The organism is Streptomyces sp. NPDC054834 (assembly GCF_053611185.1).
The window spans coordinates 1-15,786 of sequence record NZ_JBSGZV010000009.1 but is presented as its reverse complement, the minus strand read 5'-3'; the positions used below and the strand labels follow the sequence as shown (position 1 = coordinate 15,786).

At 72.3% G+C, this 15,786-nt stretch carries 12 protein-coding genes and 1 pseudogene; 6 read left to right on the top strand and 7 right to left on the bottom strand.

Going from position 1 to position 15,786, the window contains the following annotated elements; all coding sequences use genetic code 11:
* Window positions 1-70: 70 nt before the first annotated feature.
* The 6 genes from ACWGJM_RS14605 (at window position 71) to ACWGJM_RS14580 (ending at window position 7,948) form a co-directional block, all read left to right on the top strand.
* Complete coding sequence (locus ACWGJM_RS14605) at window positions 71-1,999, top strand: ABC transporter ATP-binding protein (protein ID WP_453412240.1); 1,929 nt, start codon at window positions 71-73, stop codon at window positions 1,997-1,999.
* Window positions 1,996-2,937, top strand: a complete 942-nt coding sequence (locus ACWGJM_RS14600; RefSeq protein WP_453412023.1) for a hypothetical protein — start codon at window positions 1,996-1,998, stop codon at window positions 2,935-2,937. The genes ACWGJM_RS14605 and ACWGJM_RS14600 overlap by 4 nt, the downstream gene beginning before the upstream one ends.
* 103 nt (window positions 2,938-3,040) lie before the next feature.
* Window positions 3,041-3,655 carry a 2Fe-2S iron-sulfur cluster-binding protein gene (locus tag ACWGJM_RS14595; protein WP_453412022.1) on the top strand — a complete coding sequence of 205 codons (615 nt, stop codon included), beginning with the start codon at window positions 3,041-3,043 and terminating at the stop codon, window positions 3,653-3,655.
* Entirely contained in the window at window positions 3,652-4,647 is a 996-nt protein-coding gene (locus tag ACWGJM_RS14590; protein WP_453412021.1) for an FAD binding domain-containing protein, read from the top strand. Before ACWGJM_RS14595 ends, ACWGJM_RS14590 begins: the two co-directional genes overlap by 4 nt.
* A 5-nt stretch (window positions 4,648-4,652) precedes the next feature.
* Window positions 4,653-6,779 (top strand): xanthine dehydrogenase family protein molybdopterin-binding subunit, encoded by a 2,127-nt coding sequence (locus ACWGJM_RS14585; RefSeq protein ID WP_453412020.1) that lies wholly within the window; start codon window positions 4,653-4,655, stop codon window positions 6,777-6,779.
* Window positions 6,780-6,946: 167 nt separating this feature from the next.
* On the top strand, window positions 6,947-7,948 hold the full coding sequence (locus ACWGJM_RS14580) for a LacI family DNA-binding transcriptional regulator (protein ID WP_453412239.1): 1,002 nt from the start codon (window positions 6,947-6,949) through the stop codon (window positions 7,946-7,948).
* 466 nt (window positions 7,949-8,414) lie between these two features.
* Here ACWGJM_RS14580 and ACWGJM_RS14575 read toward each other — a convergent pair whose 3' ends face one another.
* The 7 genes and pseudogenes from ACWGJM_RS14575 to ACWGJM_RS14545 all read right to left on the bottom strand — a co-directional run.
* A complete protein-coding gene (locus ACWGJM_RS14575; protein WP_453412019.1) occupies window positions 8,415-9,365 on the bottom strand; it encodes a TIM barrel protein in 951 nt (316 codons plus the stop codon).
* 29 nt (window positions 9,366-9,394) lie between these two features.
* On the bottom strand, window positions 9,395-10,885 hold the full coding sequence (locus ACWGJM_RS14570; RefSeq protein ID WP_453412018.1) for a CoA-acylating methylmalonate-semialdehyde dehydrogenase: 1,491 nt from the start codon (window positions 10,883-10,885) through the stop codon (window positions 9,395-9,397).
* A gap of 14 nt (window positions 10,886-10,899) precedes the next feature.
* Window positions 10,900-12,777 (bottom strand): 3D-(3,5/4)-trihydroxycyclohexane-1,2-dione acylhydrolase (decyclizing), encoded by a 1,878-nt coding sequence (gene iolD / locus ACWGJM_RS14565; RefSeq protein ID WP_453412017.1) that lies wholly within the window; start codon window positions 12,775-12,777, stop codon window positions 10,900-10,902.
* Window positions 12,777-13,655 carry a 5-deoxy-glucuronate isomerase gene (iolB, locus tag ACWGJM_RS14560; protein ID WP_453412016.1) on the bottom strand — a complete coding sequence of 293 codons (879 nt, stop codon included), beginning with the start codon at window positions 13,653-13,655 and terminating at the stop codon, window positions 12,777-12,779. The genes iolD and iolB overlap by 1 nt, the downstream gene beginning before the upstream one ends.
* A complete protein-coding gene (locus ACWGJM_RS14555; protein WP_453412015.1) occupies window positions 13,652-14,524 on the bottom strand; it encodes a Cgl0159 family (beta/alpha)8-fold protein in 873 nt (290 codons plus the stop codon). Before ACWGJM_RS14555 ends, iolB begins: the two co-directional genes overlap by 4 nt.
* A gap of 4 nt (window positions 14,525-14,528) precedes the next feature.
* On the bottom strand, window positions 14,529-15,512 hold the full coding sequence (iolC, locus tag ACWGJM_RS14550; RefSeq protein ID WP_453412238.1) for a 5-dehydro-2-deoxygluconokinase: 984 nt from the start codon (window positions 15,510-15,512) through the stop codon (window positions 14,529-14,531).
* A gap of 164 nt (window positions 15,513-15,676) precedes the next feature.
* Window positions 15,677-15,786, bottom strand: a pseudogene (locus ACWGJM_RS14545) (sugar phosphate isomerase/epimerase); the annotation flags it as partial.

The following is a 15,786-nucleotide window of genomic DNA, read 5'->3' as shown; positions in this document are numbered from 1 at the left end:
TCGTGCGAGGGGACGGCGGGCGGGTATTGACCTCAACGATGCTTGAGGTTCTACGTTCTCTCCCATGAGCATGGAGACCACAGCGTGGACACAGTTGCACAGCGTGATGAACGCGCAAGCGGAGCGTCGCCCCTTCGACCGTAGGACACTGCGCCGCATCGCCGCCTTCGCCCGCCCGCACCGCCGCCGCATCGTCTGGTTCGTGCTGCTCGGGGTGGTGACCGCGCTGCTCGCCGTCGCGACCCCCGTGCTCGCCGGCCGCGTCGTCGACGCGATCGTGTCGCACGGCGACGAGGGCACGGTCGTACGCCTGGCCGTGCTCATCGCGCTGATCGCCGTCGCCGAGGCCGCCCTCGGGATCCTCGGCAGACGGCTCTCGTCGACGCTCGGGGAAGCGCTCATCCTCGATCTGAGAACGGCTGTGTTTGATCATGTGCAGCGCATGCCGGTCGCGTTCTTCACACGTACTCGTACGGGAGCGCTCGTCTCCCGACTCAACAACGACGTCATCGGCGCCCAGCGGGCCTTCAGCAACACCCTGTCCGGCGTCGTCAGCAACATCGTCACGCTGCTGCTCACCCTCGCCGTCATGCTCACCCTGTCCTGGCAGATCACCCTGCTCGCACTGGTGCTGCTGCCGGTGTTCGTGGTGCCCGCCCGCCGCATGGGCAGCCGGATGGCCCGGATGCAGCGGGAGGCGGCCGCCCTCAACGCGGCGATGGGCACCCGGATGACCGAGCGTTTCTCCGCCCCCGGCGCCACCCTGGTCAAGCTGTTCGGCCGGCCGGAGGAGGAGTCGGCGGAGTTCACGGCCCGCGCCGCCCGGGTGCGGGACATCGGTGTCCGCACGGCGACCGCCCAGTCGGCGTTCATCACCGCCCTGACGCTGGTGTCGTCCCTGGCCCTCGCCCTGGTCTACGGCCTCGGCGGCTGGTTCGCGCTGCGCGGCCACATGGAGCCCGGCGCGGTCGTGTCGCTGGCGCTGCTGCTGACCCGGCTGTACGCCCCGCTCACCGCGCTCGCCGGGGCCCGTGTCGAGGTGATGAGCGCACTCGTCAGCTTCGAACGGGTCTTCGAGGTGCTCGACCTCGAGCCGCTCATCCAGGAGAAGCCGGACGCCCGTGAGCTGCCCGAGGGCCCGGTGGCGGTCGAGTTCGACGGCGTCCGCTTCGGCTACCCCTCCGCCGACAAGGTCTCCCTCGCCTCCCTGGAGGAGGTCGCCGCCCTCGACGGCCGCGGCGGCGGTGAGGTCCTGCGCGGCGTCACCTTCCGCGCCGAACCGGGGCAGACCGTCGCCCTCGTCGGCTCCTCCGGCGCCGGCAAGTCGACCATCGCCCAGCTGCTGCCGCGCCTGTACGACGTCGACGAGGGCGCCGTCCGGGTCGGCGGCGTCGACGTACGGGATCTGACCGCGGCCTCCCTCAGGGCCGCCCTCGGCATGGTCACCCAGGACGGCCACCTCTTCCACGACACCGTCCGGGCCAACCTGCTGCTGGCCCGCCCCGGGGCGAGCGACGACGAACTGTGGGACGCGCTCGGCCGCGCCCGCCTCGACGACGTCGTACGGTCCCTGCCCGACGGCCTGGACACCGTGGTCGGCGAGCGCGGCTACCGCCTCTCCGGCGGCGAGCGGCAGCGGATGACCATCGCCCGGCTGCTGCTGGCCCGGCAGCGCGTCGTCATCCTCGACGAGGCCACCGCCCACCTGGACAACACCTCCGAGGCCGCCGTGCAGGAGGCCCTGACGGAAGCACTCAGGGACCGCACCGCGCTCGTGATCGCCCACCGCCTGTCCACCGTCCGCGCCGCCGACCTGATCCTCGTCGTCGAGGCCGGCGGCATCGTGGAACGGGGCACGCACGACGAACTCCTGGCGGCCGGCGGGCGATACGCGCAGCTGTACCGCACCCAGTTCGAGAAGCGGGACGCCCACACCGCGACCGGGACGGCGACCGCGACCGCGACCGAGGCGGCCACCGAGGTGGCAGCCGGGGCGTGACCGGCGGCCGGCAGGGCACCCGAGGAGGCGTCCAGTACCTGCGGAACGACCCCGCCCGGGAGGCAGAGACCGTGTCGAAAGCGCAGATCGGAAGTGCCGTGGCCACGCTCGTCCTGGCCGCCGGATTGGCGGCCTGCGGCAGCGACGACGGCTCCGCGGCGGGCGGCGACGCCAAGGGCGGCGCGAGCGCGACGCCCAGGGCCGAGGCAGTCCGGGACGCCTACCGCAAGACCGTGGCCGCGGACACCGCGCGGATGACGGTGAGCACCAAGGCGGTCGCCGACGGGCAGGCCGTCACCGCGCACGGCACCGGACTGGTCAAACTGGGGGAGGGCGCCAGCCGGATGACGCTCACCTCACAGGGCACCGAGATCGAGCAGCGCGTCGTCGACGGGGTCGTCTACCAGAAGCCGTCCGGCGCGCGGAAGGGCACGGTGCCGGACGGCAAGACCTGGATGAAGATCGACCTCGCCCGGCTGGCCCGGTCCGGATCCGCCGGCGGGTCCCGGTTCAGCGACCCCGCCCAGCCGCTGCGCTACCTCAAGGGCGTCGGCTCCGACAACGTCACCCGCGTCGGCACCGAGACCGTCGACGGCACCGCCACCACCCACTACCGCGTGGCGGTGCCCGTGTCGGCACTGGCGTCCGGCAACGCCGGCCAGGCCGCCGAACTCCGCCGCCAGCTGGGCACGTCCTCCCTGCCGGTGGACGCGTGGGTCGACGGGCAGGGCCGTCTGCGCCAGGAGAGCGTCCGCCTCGCCCTGCACCCGCTCAAGGACCGGGCGCCCGGGCAGCGCGACACCCAGGTGGTGAGCAGCACCGTCCTGAAGTTCGCCGACTTCGGTACGAAGGTGGACGTCGCGGCGCCGCCCGCCTCGGACACCGCGGACGTCACCGGCCGGCTGACGAAGTCCGGCGGGTCCGCGCAGAGCGGCTGACCCCGGCCCGGGCGTCCCCGGGGTGCCGGAACGTGTCAGCTGCCGCAGCCTGGATACGCGGTCAACCACGGCAGCACGGCGCGTCCGGAAGGTCATCCACGCCATGGGCAGCGACACGTACGGCGACGAACAAGTCGAGAAGCAGGACACGGGTCACGGCGAGACCCCCGACGCCGGGACGGGCCCCGCGCCCCCGGCCCCGTACCGCTCGGAAGTCACCCTCCGCGTCAACGGGAAACCCCACACCCTCCTCGTCGACCACCGGCGCGCCCTGCTCGACCTGCTGCGCGAGGACCTCGACCTCACCGGCGCCAAGAAGGGCTGCGACCACGGCCAGTGCGGGGCCTGCACGGTCCTGGTCGACGGGCGCCGGGTCAACAGCTGCCTGCTGCTCGCCGTGGCCCTCGACGGCAGCGAGGTCACCACCGTCGAGGGCCTCGCCGGCGACGGCGAGGAACCGCACCCCCTCCAGCGGGCCTTCCTGGACCGCGACGCCTTCCAGTGCGGGTACTGCACACCGGGGCAGATCTGCTCGGCCGTGGGTGTCCTGGCCGAGGCCGGCGCCGGCCATCCCTCGCACGTCACCGACCCGTCGGCCCCCTCCGGCCGGCCCGTGCCACTGGACCGGCCCGAGATCCGTGAGCGGCTCAGCGGCAACCTCTGCCGCTGCGGGGCCTATCCGCGCATCGTCGACGCCGTGGAGGACGTGAACCAGTGAAGCCCTTCGCCTACGTACGGGCCCGCAGCGTCGAGGAGGCGGTCGAGGCGTACGCCGCGCACCCGGGCGCCCAGTACCTCGGCGGCGGCACCAACCTCGTCGACCTGATGAAACTCGGCGTGGCCCGGCCCGCCACCCTCGTCGACGTCGGCCGCCTGCCCCTGGACACGGTGGAGGAGCTCGACGACGGCTCACTGCGCGTCGGCGCCACGGTCCGCAACAGCGACCTCGCCGCCCACCCGCTGGTCCGCGACCGCTACCCCGCCCTGTCCCAGGCCCTGCTCGCGGGCGCCTCCGGCCAGCTGCGCAACGCCGCCACCACCGGCGGCAACCTGCTCCAGCGCACCCGCTGCCCCTACTTCCAGGACCTGTCCAAACCGTGCAACAAACGCGACCCCGGCTCCGGCTGCGGCGCCCGCGACGGCGTGCACCGCGACCACGCCGTCCTCGGCCACTCGCCGCAGTGCATCGCCACCAACCCCTCCGACATGGCCGTCGCCCTGTCCGCCCTCGACGCCCGCGTCGAGCTGTACGGCACCGACGGCGCCCGGAGCGTGCCGGTGGCCGACTTCCACCGGCTGCCCGGTGACCACCCGGAGCGGGACACCGAGATCCGGCCCGGCGAACTGATCACCGCCGTCGTGCTCCCGGCCGCCACCGCCGGAGTGCCCTCCGCCTATCGCAAGGCCCGCGACCGCGCCTCGTACGCCTTCGCGCTCGCCTCCGTCGCCGTGCTGCTGCGGGTGGCGGACGGCAAGGTCAGCCAGATCGGCCTGGCCTTCGGCGGGCTGGCGCACCGGCCCTGGCGGGCCCGGCTGGCGGAGGAGGCCCTGCTCGGCGCGGCCGCAACCCCGCCCGCCTTCGAGGGCGCCGTCGACCTCGAACTCGACGCCGCCGAGCCTCTGCGCGACAACGCCTACAAGGTGCCGCTCGCCCACAACCTCGCCCTGGAGGTCCTGGGCCGCCTCGCGCCGACGCCCGTGGGGAGCTGAACGGTATGCCACAGGAGGACACCATGGCCCGCACCGGCCCCGCTCTGGGTGCCCCGGCCGAGCGCCGGGAAGGCCGGGAGAAAGTCACCGGCCAGGCCCGCTACGCCGCCGAGCACCCCCTGCCGGGCCGCGCCCACGCCTGGCCCGTGCCCGCCACGGTCGCCCGCGGCCGGATCATCGCGATCGACACGGTCGCCGCCCGGGAGGTCCCCGGCGTCCTGGACGTGCTCACCCACGAGAACGCCCCCCGGCTCACCGAACCGGAGGACGCCACCCTCGCCGTGCTCCAGAACCCCCGGGTGCCGCACCGGGGCTGGTTCGTCGCCCTGGTCGTCGCCGACACCCTCGAGGCGGCCCGCGCGGGCGCCCGGGCCGTCCTGGTCACGTACGACACCGAGGAGCACGACGTCACGCTCCGGCCGGAACACCCCCACGCCTACGAACCCGAGGAGGCCAACGGCGGCTACCCCGGCCGCACCGAACGCGGCCACCCGGACGGCGCCTTCGCCGCCGCACCCGTCCGCGTCGACACCGAGTACCGGGTGCCGCCCCTGCACAACCACCCCATGGAGCCGCACGCCAGCACCGCGCACTGGGACCGGGCCCGCGACAAGCTCACCCTCCACACCTCCAGCCAGGGCGGCACCACCGTCCGCTCCGTGCTCGCCGGGCTGTTCGACATGCCCGAGGACCACGTCACCGTCGTCGCCGAACACGTCGGCGGCGGCTTCGGCTCCAAGGGCACCCCGCGCCCCGACGTCGTCCTCGCCGCCATGGCCGCACGCCACACCGGCCGGCCGGTGACCGTCAACCTGCCGCGCAAGTACCTGGCCGCGGTGGTCGGCCACCGCGCCCCCACCCTGCACCGGCTGCGCCTCGGCGCCACCGCCGACGGCCGCCTGACCACCCTCATGCACGAGGTGACCACCCACACCTCCCACGTCCGGGAGTTCGTGGAGCAGGCGGCGGTCCCGGCGCGGGTCATGTACGCCGCCCCGCACCTGCTGACCGTCCACCGGGTCGTCCCGCTGGACGTGCCCAGCCCGTCCTGGATGCGCGCCCCCGGCGAGGCGCCCGGCATGTACGCCCTGGAGTCCGCGATGGACGAACTCGCCCACGCGCTCGGCGAGGACCCGGTGGAGCTGCGGATCCTCAACGAACCCGACAGCGAGCCCGACAGCGGCAAGCCGTTCAGCAGCCGCCACCTCGTGGAGTGCCTGCGCGAGGGCGCCCGCCGCTTCGACTGGGCGCACCACGCCCCGCGCCCCCACGCCCGCTCCGAGGGGGCCCTGCTGATCGGCACCGGCGTGGCCTCGGCGACCTACCCCGTCCTGGTCTTTCCGTCCACCGCGGCGGCCCACGCGCTGCCGGACGGCACCTTCCTGGTGCGGGTGAACGCCGCCGACATCGGCACCGGCGCCCGTACCGTGCTCGCGCAGGTGGCGGCCGACGCGCTCGGCGTACCGCTGGAGCGGGTACGGACCGAGGTCGGCAACAGCGACCTGCCGTCCGCCTCGCTCGCCGGCGGCTCCTCCGGCACCGCCTCCTGGGGCTGGGCCGTGCATGCCGCGTGCGCGCGGCTCGCCGACCGCCTGGCCGGTCATACCGGGCCGCTGCCCGACACCGGCCTCGTGGAACGGGCGGACACCACCGGACGCGTCGACGTGGACGAGGGGTACGCGCGCCACGCTTTCGGCGCCCACTTCGCCGAGGTGGCCGTCGACACCGTCACCGGCGAGGTCCGGGTGCGCCGGCTGCTCGGCGTGTACGCGGCCGGGCGGATCCTCAACCCCCGTACCGCACGCTCCCAGTTCGTCGGCGGCATGACCATGGGACTCGGCATGGCGCTCACCGAGGGCAGCACCATGGACGCCGCCTTCGGCGACTTCACCGAGTCCGACCTCGCCTCCTACCATGTGCCCGCGCACGCCGACGTCCCCGACATCGAGGCGCACTGGATCGAGGAGGACGACCCCCACCTCAACCCCATGGGCAGCAAGGGCATCGGCGAGATCGGCATCGTCGGCACCGCCGCGGCCATCGGCAACGCCGTCCACCACGCCACCGGCATCCGCTTCCGCGAACTGCCCCTCACACCGGACCGGGTGCTGACCGGTCTGTCGGGAGTGTGACGACTTCCGCGCTCTACTGCCGCGCTCCAGTACGAGTACGATGATCCCTGTCGAAATGCCATGTCAATGGCCTGGCCTGTCGCCGGACGGTTTCGCGAGCCCGTCAGGGCGGGCGCTTCGGAGGGTGGGTTCCACAGGTGGATGCATCGGGCAAGCAGCGGCCCACGATGGCGGACGTCGCCGCGAAGGCGGGCGTCTCCCGGGCGCTCGTCTCGATCGTCTTCCGCAACCAGCCGGGGGCGAGCGAGGAGACCCGGGAACGGGTCCTGCGGGTCGCCGACGAAATCGGATACCGTCCCGACAGCGCGGCCCGGCTGCTGGCCCGCGGGCGCAGCCGCACGCTGGGCGTGATGTTCACCGTGCAGCAGACCTTCCACACCAACCTCATCGAGGGCATCTACCCGGAGGCCGAACGGCTCGGCTACGAGGTCCTGCTGTCCGGCGCCACCCAGGGGCGCAGCGAGGAGAAGGCCGTCGAGGCGCTGCTCAGCCACCGCTGCGAGGCGGTGATCCTGCTCGGCTCCTTCGCCGAGCCCGCCTTCCTCCACGAACTGGGAGGCCGCACGGTCGCCGTCTCGGTCAGCCGCCGCGTCCCCCACGCCCACGTGGACTTCGTGCACTCCGCCGAGGGCAAGGGCGTACGGCAGGCGATGGACCACCTCGTCGAGCTCGGGCACCGCCGGATCGTGCACATCGACGGCGGGCACGGCCCCGGCTCGGCCGAGCGACGGCGCGCCTACCGCGCGGCCATGCGCCGCCACGCACTGGAATCCGAGGCCCGGGTGATCCCCGGCGATCACACGGAGGAGTCCGGCATCGACACCGGCCGTCTCCTGCTCGCGGAGCGCGAGGAGGGGCGGCCACTGCCGACTGCGGTCCTCGCGGGCAACGACCGCAGCGCGATGGGCCTGTTGATGTCCCTGACCCGGGCCGGTGTCGAGGTCCCGCGCGACCTGTCCGTCGTCGGATACGACGACAGCCACCTCTCCCACCTCATGCCGATCGGCCTGACCACGGTCCGCCAGGACGCGGCGCTCATGGCGGAGCACGCGGTGCGGTTCGCCGTGCAGCGACTGGAGGACGCCGGCCTGGAACCGCGGGAAGCGGTCGTGGATCCGAAGCTGGTGGTCCGGGGCACCAGCGGGCCGCCGCCGGCCGCAGCGGCCTGAGGCCGGCCCGGCCGGTCGTGGCCCTTGCGTCGCTCACCGCGTCGAGCTCGCGTACGGGGTCCGGAGCCGGCCGGAGACGACGCACCGGGCCGCCTCGGCGGCCTCGCAGTGCGGGCGTCGTGCGCGGTGCGCGGCTCGGTGTACGTCAGCGGTGTGCCGTCCCCCGCCGGGGTGAGGACGATGTCGCCGGGCCGGCAGAAATGCCCGGGCAGGCTCAGGGCGGCATGGGTGCCGGCGATGACGGCCGTGGTGGGAGTGTCGCTGAACAGGGTGGTATGAACGATGCCCTGGTTGCCCTCGGCGTCGCGGAGCAGCGCGCAGACCTGGCCGGCGACGCCCGCGGGGTGCGGCTGCGCGGAGGCCACCACCTCGGCCGGTGCGCCGAGGGCCGAGACGGTCAGGGTGAGCGGGTAGGTTCCGAGGTCGCCTCCAGCCGCACCCGGCAACGGCGACACAAGCGGCTCCGTCAGGCGGTGCCGTTGGGGCGCCGGGTTCCGGTCAGGCCGCATCCGGCCAGGTGTTCGCGGGTGCTGATGGCGATGGGCAGCGGTACGTCGGGGGCGCAGGGGTAGAGGTCCTGCTCGACGATCACGAACAACTCGGCGTCGAGGTCGGCGAGTTCGGCCACGACGTCGGCGGGGTTGGGCACGCCGGCCGGGGGAGACACGCATACGCCGCGCTTGACGGCTTCGCCGAAGGAGAGGTCTTCGGCGGCGACTTGGGCGAGTACGGCCGGGTCCATCTGCTTGATGTGGACGTAGCCGACGCGTTCGCCGTAGCGGCGGATGAGGTCGAGGTTGTCGCCGCCGCCGTAGGCGACGTGTCCGGTGTCCAGACAGAGGTTGGTGTAGCGGGAGTCGGACTCGTTGAGGAGTCGCTCGATCTCGGGCTGGGTCTGGATGTGGCTGTCGGCGTGGGGGTGGATGACGAGGCGTACGTCGTACTCGTCCAGGAGCAGCTTGCCCAGCCGGTCGGCCGCCTTGCCGAAGCCCGCCCACTGCTCCGCCGTCAGCACCGGCGACTCGGTGAACGCACCGCTCTTCTCGTCCCGGTACATGGGCGGGATGAGGACGAGGTGGTGGGCGCCTGCGGCGGCGGTGAGCGTGGCGACCTGGCGGACGTGGGCGAGCATCTCGGCCCAGGCTTCGGGGCGGTGCAGGGCGCCGAAGGCGGTGCCGCCGGAGACCTGTAGGCCGCGGGCGTCCAGTTCCTCCTTCAGCCGCTGGGGGTCGGTGGGGAGGTAGCCGTAGGGGCCGAGTTCCAGCCACTTGTAGCCGGCCGCGGCGAGCTCGTCGAGGAAGCTGGTGAAGGGGACTTGGTGGTCGTCCTGGGGGAACCAGACGCCCCAGGAGTCGGGGGCGGAGCCCAGGCAGAGGTTGCCGATGGTGGTGCGCAGGGGAGTTGGCGCCGTTGCCATGACGTGTCCTTCGGGGAGGGGGACAGGGTTCAGTCGGAGGTGGGGAAGTTGAAGCCGGCGGTGTGCTGGTGGGTGGGCTCGGGCCAGCGGCTGGTGACGACCTTGGGGCGGGTGTAGAAGCGGATGCCTTCGGGGCCGTGGATGGGGTTGTCGCCGATGAGGGAGTCCTTCCAGCCGCCGAAGGAGTAGTAGGACATCGGGACGGGCACCGGCACGTTGATGCCGATCATGCCGACCTTGATCTTCCGCTGGAAGCGGCGGGCGGCCTCGCCGGAGGCGGTGAACAGGGCGGTGCCGTTGCCGTAGGGGTTGGCGTTGATCACGTCGATCGCCTCGTCGAGGGTGTCCACGCGGAGAATGGCCAGGACCGGACCGAACAGCTCCTCCTTGTACGCCTCCATCTCGGTGGTGACGTGGTCCAGGAGGGAGGGGCCGGTGAAGAAGCCCTCTTCGTGGCCGTCGATCTTGAGGCCGCGGCCGTCGACGACAACCGTGGCGCCCTGTGCCGCGGCCGTGCCGACCGCGTTCTCCACCCGTTCCTGGGCGGCCTTGGTGACCAGCGGGCCCATTTCCGTGCCCGGCTGGTCGCCGGGGCCCACCTTCACCTCGCGGGCCTTGCGCTCCAGCACCTCCACCAGACCGTCGGCCGCGGCACCCACGGCCACCGCGACGGAGACGGCCATGCAGCGTTCGCCCGCGGAGCCGTAGGCGCCGGCGGTGATGTGGTTGGCGGCGAATTCGAGGTCGGCGTCGGGCAGGACGACGGCGTGGTTCTTGGCGCCGCCGAGGGCCTGGACGCGCTTGCCGTGGGTGGTGGCCTGTTCGTGGACGTACTTCGCGATCGGCGTCGAGCCGACGAACGAGACCGCCTCGATGCCGGGGTGGGTGAGGATCGCGTCGACGGCGTCCTTGCCGCCGTGGACGACGTTGAAGACGCCGTCCGGGAGTCCGGCCTTCTTGTAGAGGCCGGCGACGAAGTTGGCGGCGGAGGGGTCGCGTTCGCTGGGCTTGAGGATGAAGGTGTTGCCGGTGGCGATGGCGATCGGGTGCATCCACAGGGGGACCATGGCGGGGAAGTTGAACGGGGTGATGCCGGCGACGACGCCGAGGGGCTGGCGGAAGTTGTGCACGTCCACGCCGCGGGAGACCTGGTCGGAGAAGGACCCCTTGAGCACGTCGCCGAGGCCGCAGGCGAACTCCACGACCTCCCGGCCGCGGGTGATCTCGCCGCGGGCGTCGTCGACGGTCTTGCCGTGCTCGGCGCAGATGATCCGGCCCAGCTCCTCCTCGTGCTCCACGAGCAACTGGCGGAAGGCGAACATCACCTGGGTGCGCTGCGTCAGCGACGACTCCGACCAGGTCTCGAACGCGGCGGCGGCGGCCTGGACGGCGGCGTCGACTTCGGGGCTGCCGCCCAGGACGACCTGGGCCTGCTCGGCGCCGGTGGCCGGGTCGAGGACGGGCTGGGTGTCGGTGCCGGTGACCGGGGAGCCGTTGATCCAGTGGGGGATGGTTGTCACGTCAGGGTTCCTTGTCAGAGGTAGTGCCGCTGGGCGCGCTTGTGGGCGGCGTACGTCTCGTACGCGCCTTGGGTGGTGTCGAGGGCGGAGGTCTGGCTGACGGGGACGTCCCACCAGCCGTGGCCGGGCGGGTTGGGTCCGTAGAGGTCGGTCTCGACGTGGACGACGGTGGTGCGGGTGGCGGCCCTGGCCTTCTCCATCGCCGCGCGGAACTCCTCGACGGAGGTGGCGTGCAGGACGTCGGCGCCGAGGGATGAGGCGTTGGCGGCGAGGTCGACGGGCAGGACCTCGCCGTCGAGGAGGCCGGAGTCGTCGTTGCGGAAGCGGTACTTGGTGCCGAAGCGCTGGGAGCCGAGGGATTCCGACAGGGCGCCGATGGAGGCGAAGCCGTGGTTCTGGACCAGGACGATGATGACCTTCAGGCCCTCGGAGACCATGGTGACGATCTCCTGGGCCATCATGAGGTAGGAGCCGTCGCCGACGAGGACGACGACCTCGCGACTCGGGTCGGCCATCTTGGCGCCGACGCCGGCGGCGACCTCGTAGCCCATGCAGGAGTAGGCGTACTCGACGTGGTAGGCCTTCGGGTCCCGGGCACGCCAGAGTTGTTGCAGGTCGCCGGGCATCGAACCGGCCGCGTTGATGACCACGGCCCGGTCGTCCAGGACATTGTTGAGTGCACCGAGGATCTCGGTCTGCGCCGGCAGAGGACCGTGACCGACGTTGAAGCAGGCCTCCTCGATCTCCCTTGTCCGGGCGATCAGTTCGCGCGTGCGCTGCCGGTGGGCCGGGTCGACCTCCCAGCCGGTCAGCGCTCCGGCGAGAGCCTGGACGCCGAGCCGGGCGTCGGCCACCAGCGGCTCCGCCGAGTGCTTGACGGCGTCCAGGCGGGCGACGTTGAGATTGACGAAGGTGACGTCCGGGTTGCCGAAAACGGTGTGACTGGCGGTGGTGAAATCGCTGTACCGGGTGCCGATGCCCAGGACGACATCGGCGTCCTTCGCCAGCTCGTTGGCCGCGTAGGAGCCGGTCGAGCCGATCCCGCCGACCGCGTACGGGTGGTCCCAGGGGACGGCGCCCTTGCCGGCGTGGGTGTCGGCGACCGGGATTCCGGTGGCTTCGGCGAAGGCCCGCAGCGCGGTCTCGGCGCCTGAATAGACGGCACCCCCGCCCGCCACGATCAGCGGCTTCCTCGCGCCGCGCAGCAGTCGCGCGGCCCGCTCCACGGCGGCTGGTTCGGGCACCGGGCGGCCCACGTGCCAGACCCGGCGGCGGAAGAAGGACACGGGCCAGTCGTAGGCCTCGGCCTGCACGTCCTGGGGCAGGGCGAGGGTGACGGCGCCGGTCTCGACCGGGTCGGTCAGCACCCGCATCGCCGCGAGCGCGGCGGGGATGAGCTGTTCGGGACGCGAGACGCGGTCGAAGTACTTCGACACGGCGCGGAAGGCGTCGTTGACGGTGACGTCCCCGCCCCGGGTGTCCTCCAGCTGCTGGAGCACCGGGTCGGCGGCGCGGGTGGCGAACATGTCGGAGGGCAGCAGGAGTACGGGCAGCCGGTTGGTGGTCGCCAGCGCCGCACCGGTGATCATGTTGGTGGAGCCCGGCCCGGTCGAGGCCGTGCAGGCGAACGTGGCCAGCCGGTCCCGCATCTTGGCGTACGCCACCGAGGCGTGGACCATGCCCTGCTCGTTACGGGCGAGGTAGTAGGGCAGGTCGGCCTCGCCGGTCGTGGCGGCCTGCAACAGGGCCTGGCCGATACCGGCGACGTTGCCGTGGCCGAAGATGCCCCACACGCCGGGGATCAGCCGCTGTTCCTGGCCGTCGCGCTCGCTGTACTGGCCGGCCAGGAAGCGGACCAGGGCCTGGGCGGTGGTGAGTCTGATCGTTTCCATTACTCGGTCTCCCCGGCGCCGAAGGGCAGCCGGTCGTCGACGTCCTGGGAGTCCCAGCTGCCGCGGACCCAGCCGTGGGCGGGGTCGTCGCAGATCAGCCAGGCTCGGTCCTGGCCGGGGCCGGCCATGACGTTGAGGTAGTACAGGTCGTAGCCGGGCGCGGCGATGGAGGGCCCGTGCCAGCCGTGCGGGATGAGGACGGTGTCGCCGGAGCGGACCTCGGCCAGCACATCGATCGGCCGGTCGTAGGTGCCGTACACGCGCTGGTAGGCGAAGCCGCCGTCACCCTGGACCTGGAAGTAGTAGATCTCCTCCAGCTCCGACTCTTCGCCCGGCCGTGCCTCGTCGTGCTTGTGCGGCGGATACGACGACCAGTTGCCGCCGGGCGTGAGGACTTCGCACACCAGCAGCTGCTCGGCGTCGAAGGTGCCGGGCAGGCAGTAGTTGTTGACCTGCCGGGAGCACGCGCCCGCGCCGCGCAGCTCGACGGGCACGTCCTCCTTGCGCCCGTACCGAGCCGGGAGGCCGCTTCGCCCGGTACGGGCGGAGGGCAGCGCGAACCGTCCCCCGGACGCGCTGCTGATGACGGCCTCCGACTCGCGGGGGAGGTAGGCGAAGTCGGTGACCGAGGCGAACACTCCGGGCCGGCCGGAGAGTTCGAAGCTCTGCCCGTCGACGGCGACGGTGCACGCGCCGGCCAGGGGCAGGACCAGGAACTCGGAGTCCCCGGTGAACAGGGTGTGCGCCTCGCCCGGCTTCAGGTTCAGGATCCTGAGGCCGGAGTAGCCCCAGCCCGCCGACTCGGGCGTGACCAGGAGGTCGTAGGGGCCGTCGGCGGCAGTCCCGTGAGGGAGGTGGTACTTGCCGGTGTCCGTCACAGCAGGCTCACCGCCTTGTCCACCGCACCGGCCACGTCACCGTTGGACGGGTAGAGCAGGGAGCGGCCGACGACCAGGCCCTGCGCGGTGGGCTGCTTCAGTGCCTTGCCCCAGGACGTGAACGCCGCCTCCGCATCCTTCACCTCACCGCCCAGCAGCAGCGCGGGCAGCGTCGAGGAAGCCAGTACGCGCTCCATGTCCTCGACGACCGGCAGCTTCAGCCAGGTGTAGGCGCTCCGGCGGCCCAGCCCCGACGCGATGCTGACCGACTTGACGACGGCGTCCGTGGAGAGGTCGTTGCGGATCTTCCCGTCCTGCCACACGGAGATGAACGGCTCGACCATGGCCATGAGCTGACGGTCGTTCAGTTCATTGAGGGCCCGTGCCGTCTCGGACAGGGCGGACGGGGTGGCCGGGTCGTCGAGGGCGATGCGGGTGAGCATCTTGCCGCCGTCGAAGCCCATGGCGGCGATGGTCTCGGCGTCGTAGCCGGTGAACCGGTCGTCGATCTCGAAGGTCGAGCCCGCGAGTCCGGCGCGGTTCATGGAGCCGAAGACGCTCTTGCCGTCCAGGACGCCGAGCAGCAGCAGGTCTTCGAGGATGTCGGCGGTGCCGAGGACACCGGTCACGCCGGGGCGCTCCAGCGCGATGCACAGACGGTCCAGCAGCTCGAAGCGGTCGGCCATGGCGGTGGGGTTCCCGCCGACGCCGTTGGCGCCGCGCGCGGGGTGGTCCGCGGCGATGATCATCGCCTTGCCGTGCTCGCCGAGCAGCGACGTGGCTTTCACGCGGCGGGCGGCCGCGGCCGCGATGGCGCCGGGGTCGCCCACCCGGGCGGACACGATCCGGCTCACGTTGTCGGACAGCACGTCGTCACGCCTTTCGTTCGGCAGAGGCAAGGGCCGCCTCGTGGAGCTCGGTGTCGACCTCGGCCTCGGTCGGCATGGCGTCGGAGCAGGCCAGCCGGCCCGCGACGATCGCGCCGGCGGCGTTGGCGAAGGACACGGTGCGGCGGGTGTCCCAGCCGGACAGCAGCCCGTGGCACAACGCCCCGCCGAACGCGTCCCCGGCACCGAGTCCGTTGACCACGTCCACCGTGACCGGCGGGATCTCGACGGCGGAACCGTCCCGGTCCACCGCCAGCACACCCTTCGGCCCCTGCTTGACCACCGCCAGTTCCACCCCGGCGGCCAGCAGCGCCTTCGCCGCCGCCAACGGCTCACGCTCACCCGTGGCGACCTCGCACTCGTCGAGATTGCCGACCGCGACCGTCGTATGCCGCAACGCCTGGGCGTAGTACGCACGCGCCTGATCCGGGTCGGCCCCGGCTGTGCCTTTCCAGAACGTCGGCCGCCAGTCCAGATCGAAGACCGTCGTGCCCGCCTTCGCCCGGTGCTCCAGCGCCGCGAGCGTGGCCGCACGGCTCGGCTCCTCGCTCAGCCCGGTCCCCGTCACCCAGAAGATCCGCGCCTCGCGCACCGCCGCCAGGTCCAGCTCAGCGGGGGAGATGTCCAGGTCGGGTGCCTTCGGCAGGCGGTAGAAGTACAGCGGGAAGTCGTCCGGCGGGAAGATCTCGCAGAACGTCACCGGCGTCGGCGCGACATCCGATGTCCCCACGAACCGGGCGTCGACGCCGTACCCCTCCAGCGCCGAGCGCACGAAGTCGCCGAACGGATCCCGGCCCGTCTTCGTGATCACCGCGGCGGAACGGCCGTAACGGGCGGCGGCCACCGCCACATTGGTCGGGCTGCCGCCCAGGTACTTGCCGAACGAGGTGACCTCCGCCAGTCCCACACCCGTCCGGAGCGGATACACATCCACCCCCACCCGGCCCATGGTCAGCACATCGAACGACATCACGCTGGTTTCCCTTCGCTCCGGGGTTCCGGGGAGTGGTGAGGAGAGATATAAAGCGCTTTAAGCGCGCTCTGGACCCTACGATGCCCTGAGCTAAATGTCATGTCAATAGTTTGTAAGGACGTTCGGCCTCGATCGGGTGCGCCGAACGGAGCCGCGGCTCGTCACGAACAGGTGGCCAGGTACTCGTTGATCTTTTCGCGCATGAACACGGAGGACTCCTTGGCCCGCTCTTCCCAGGCGAAGACGCAGGCGGTGAGGGTGCCGTCGAAGC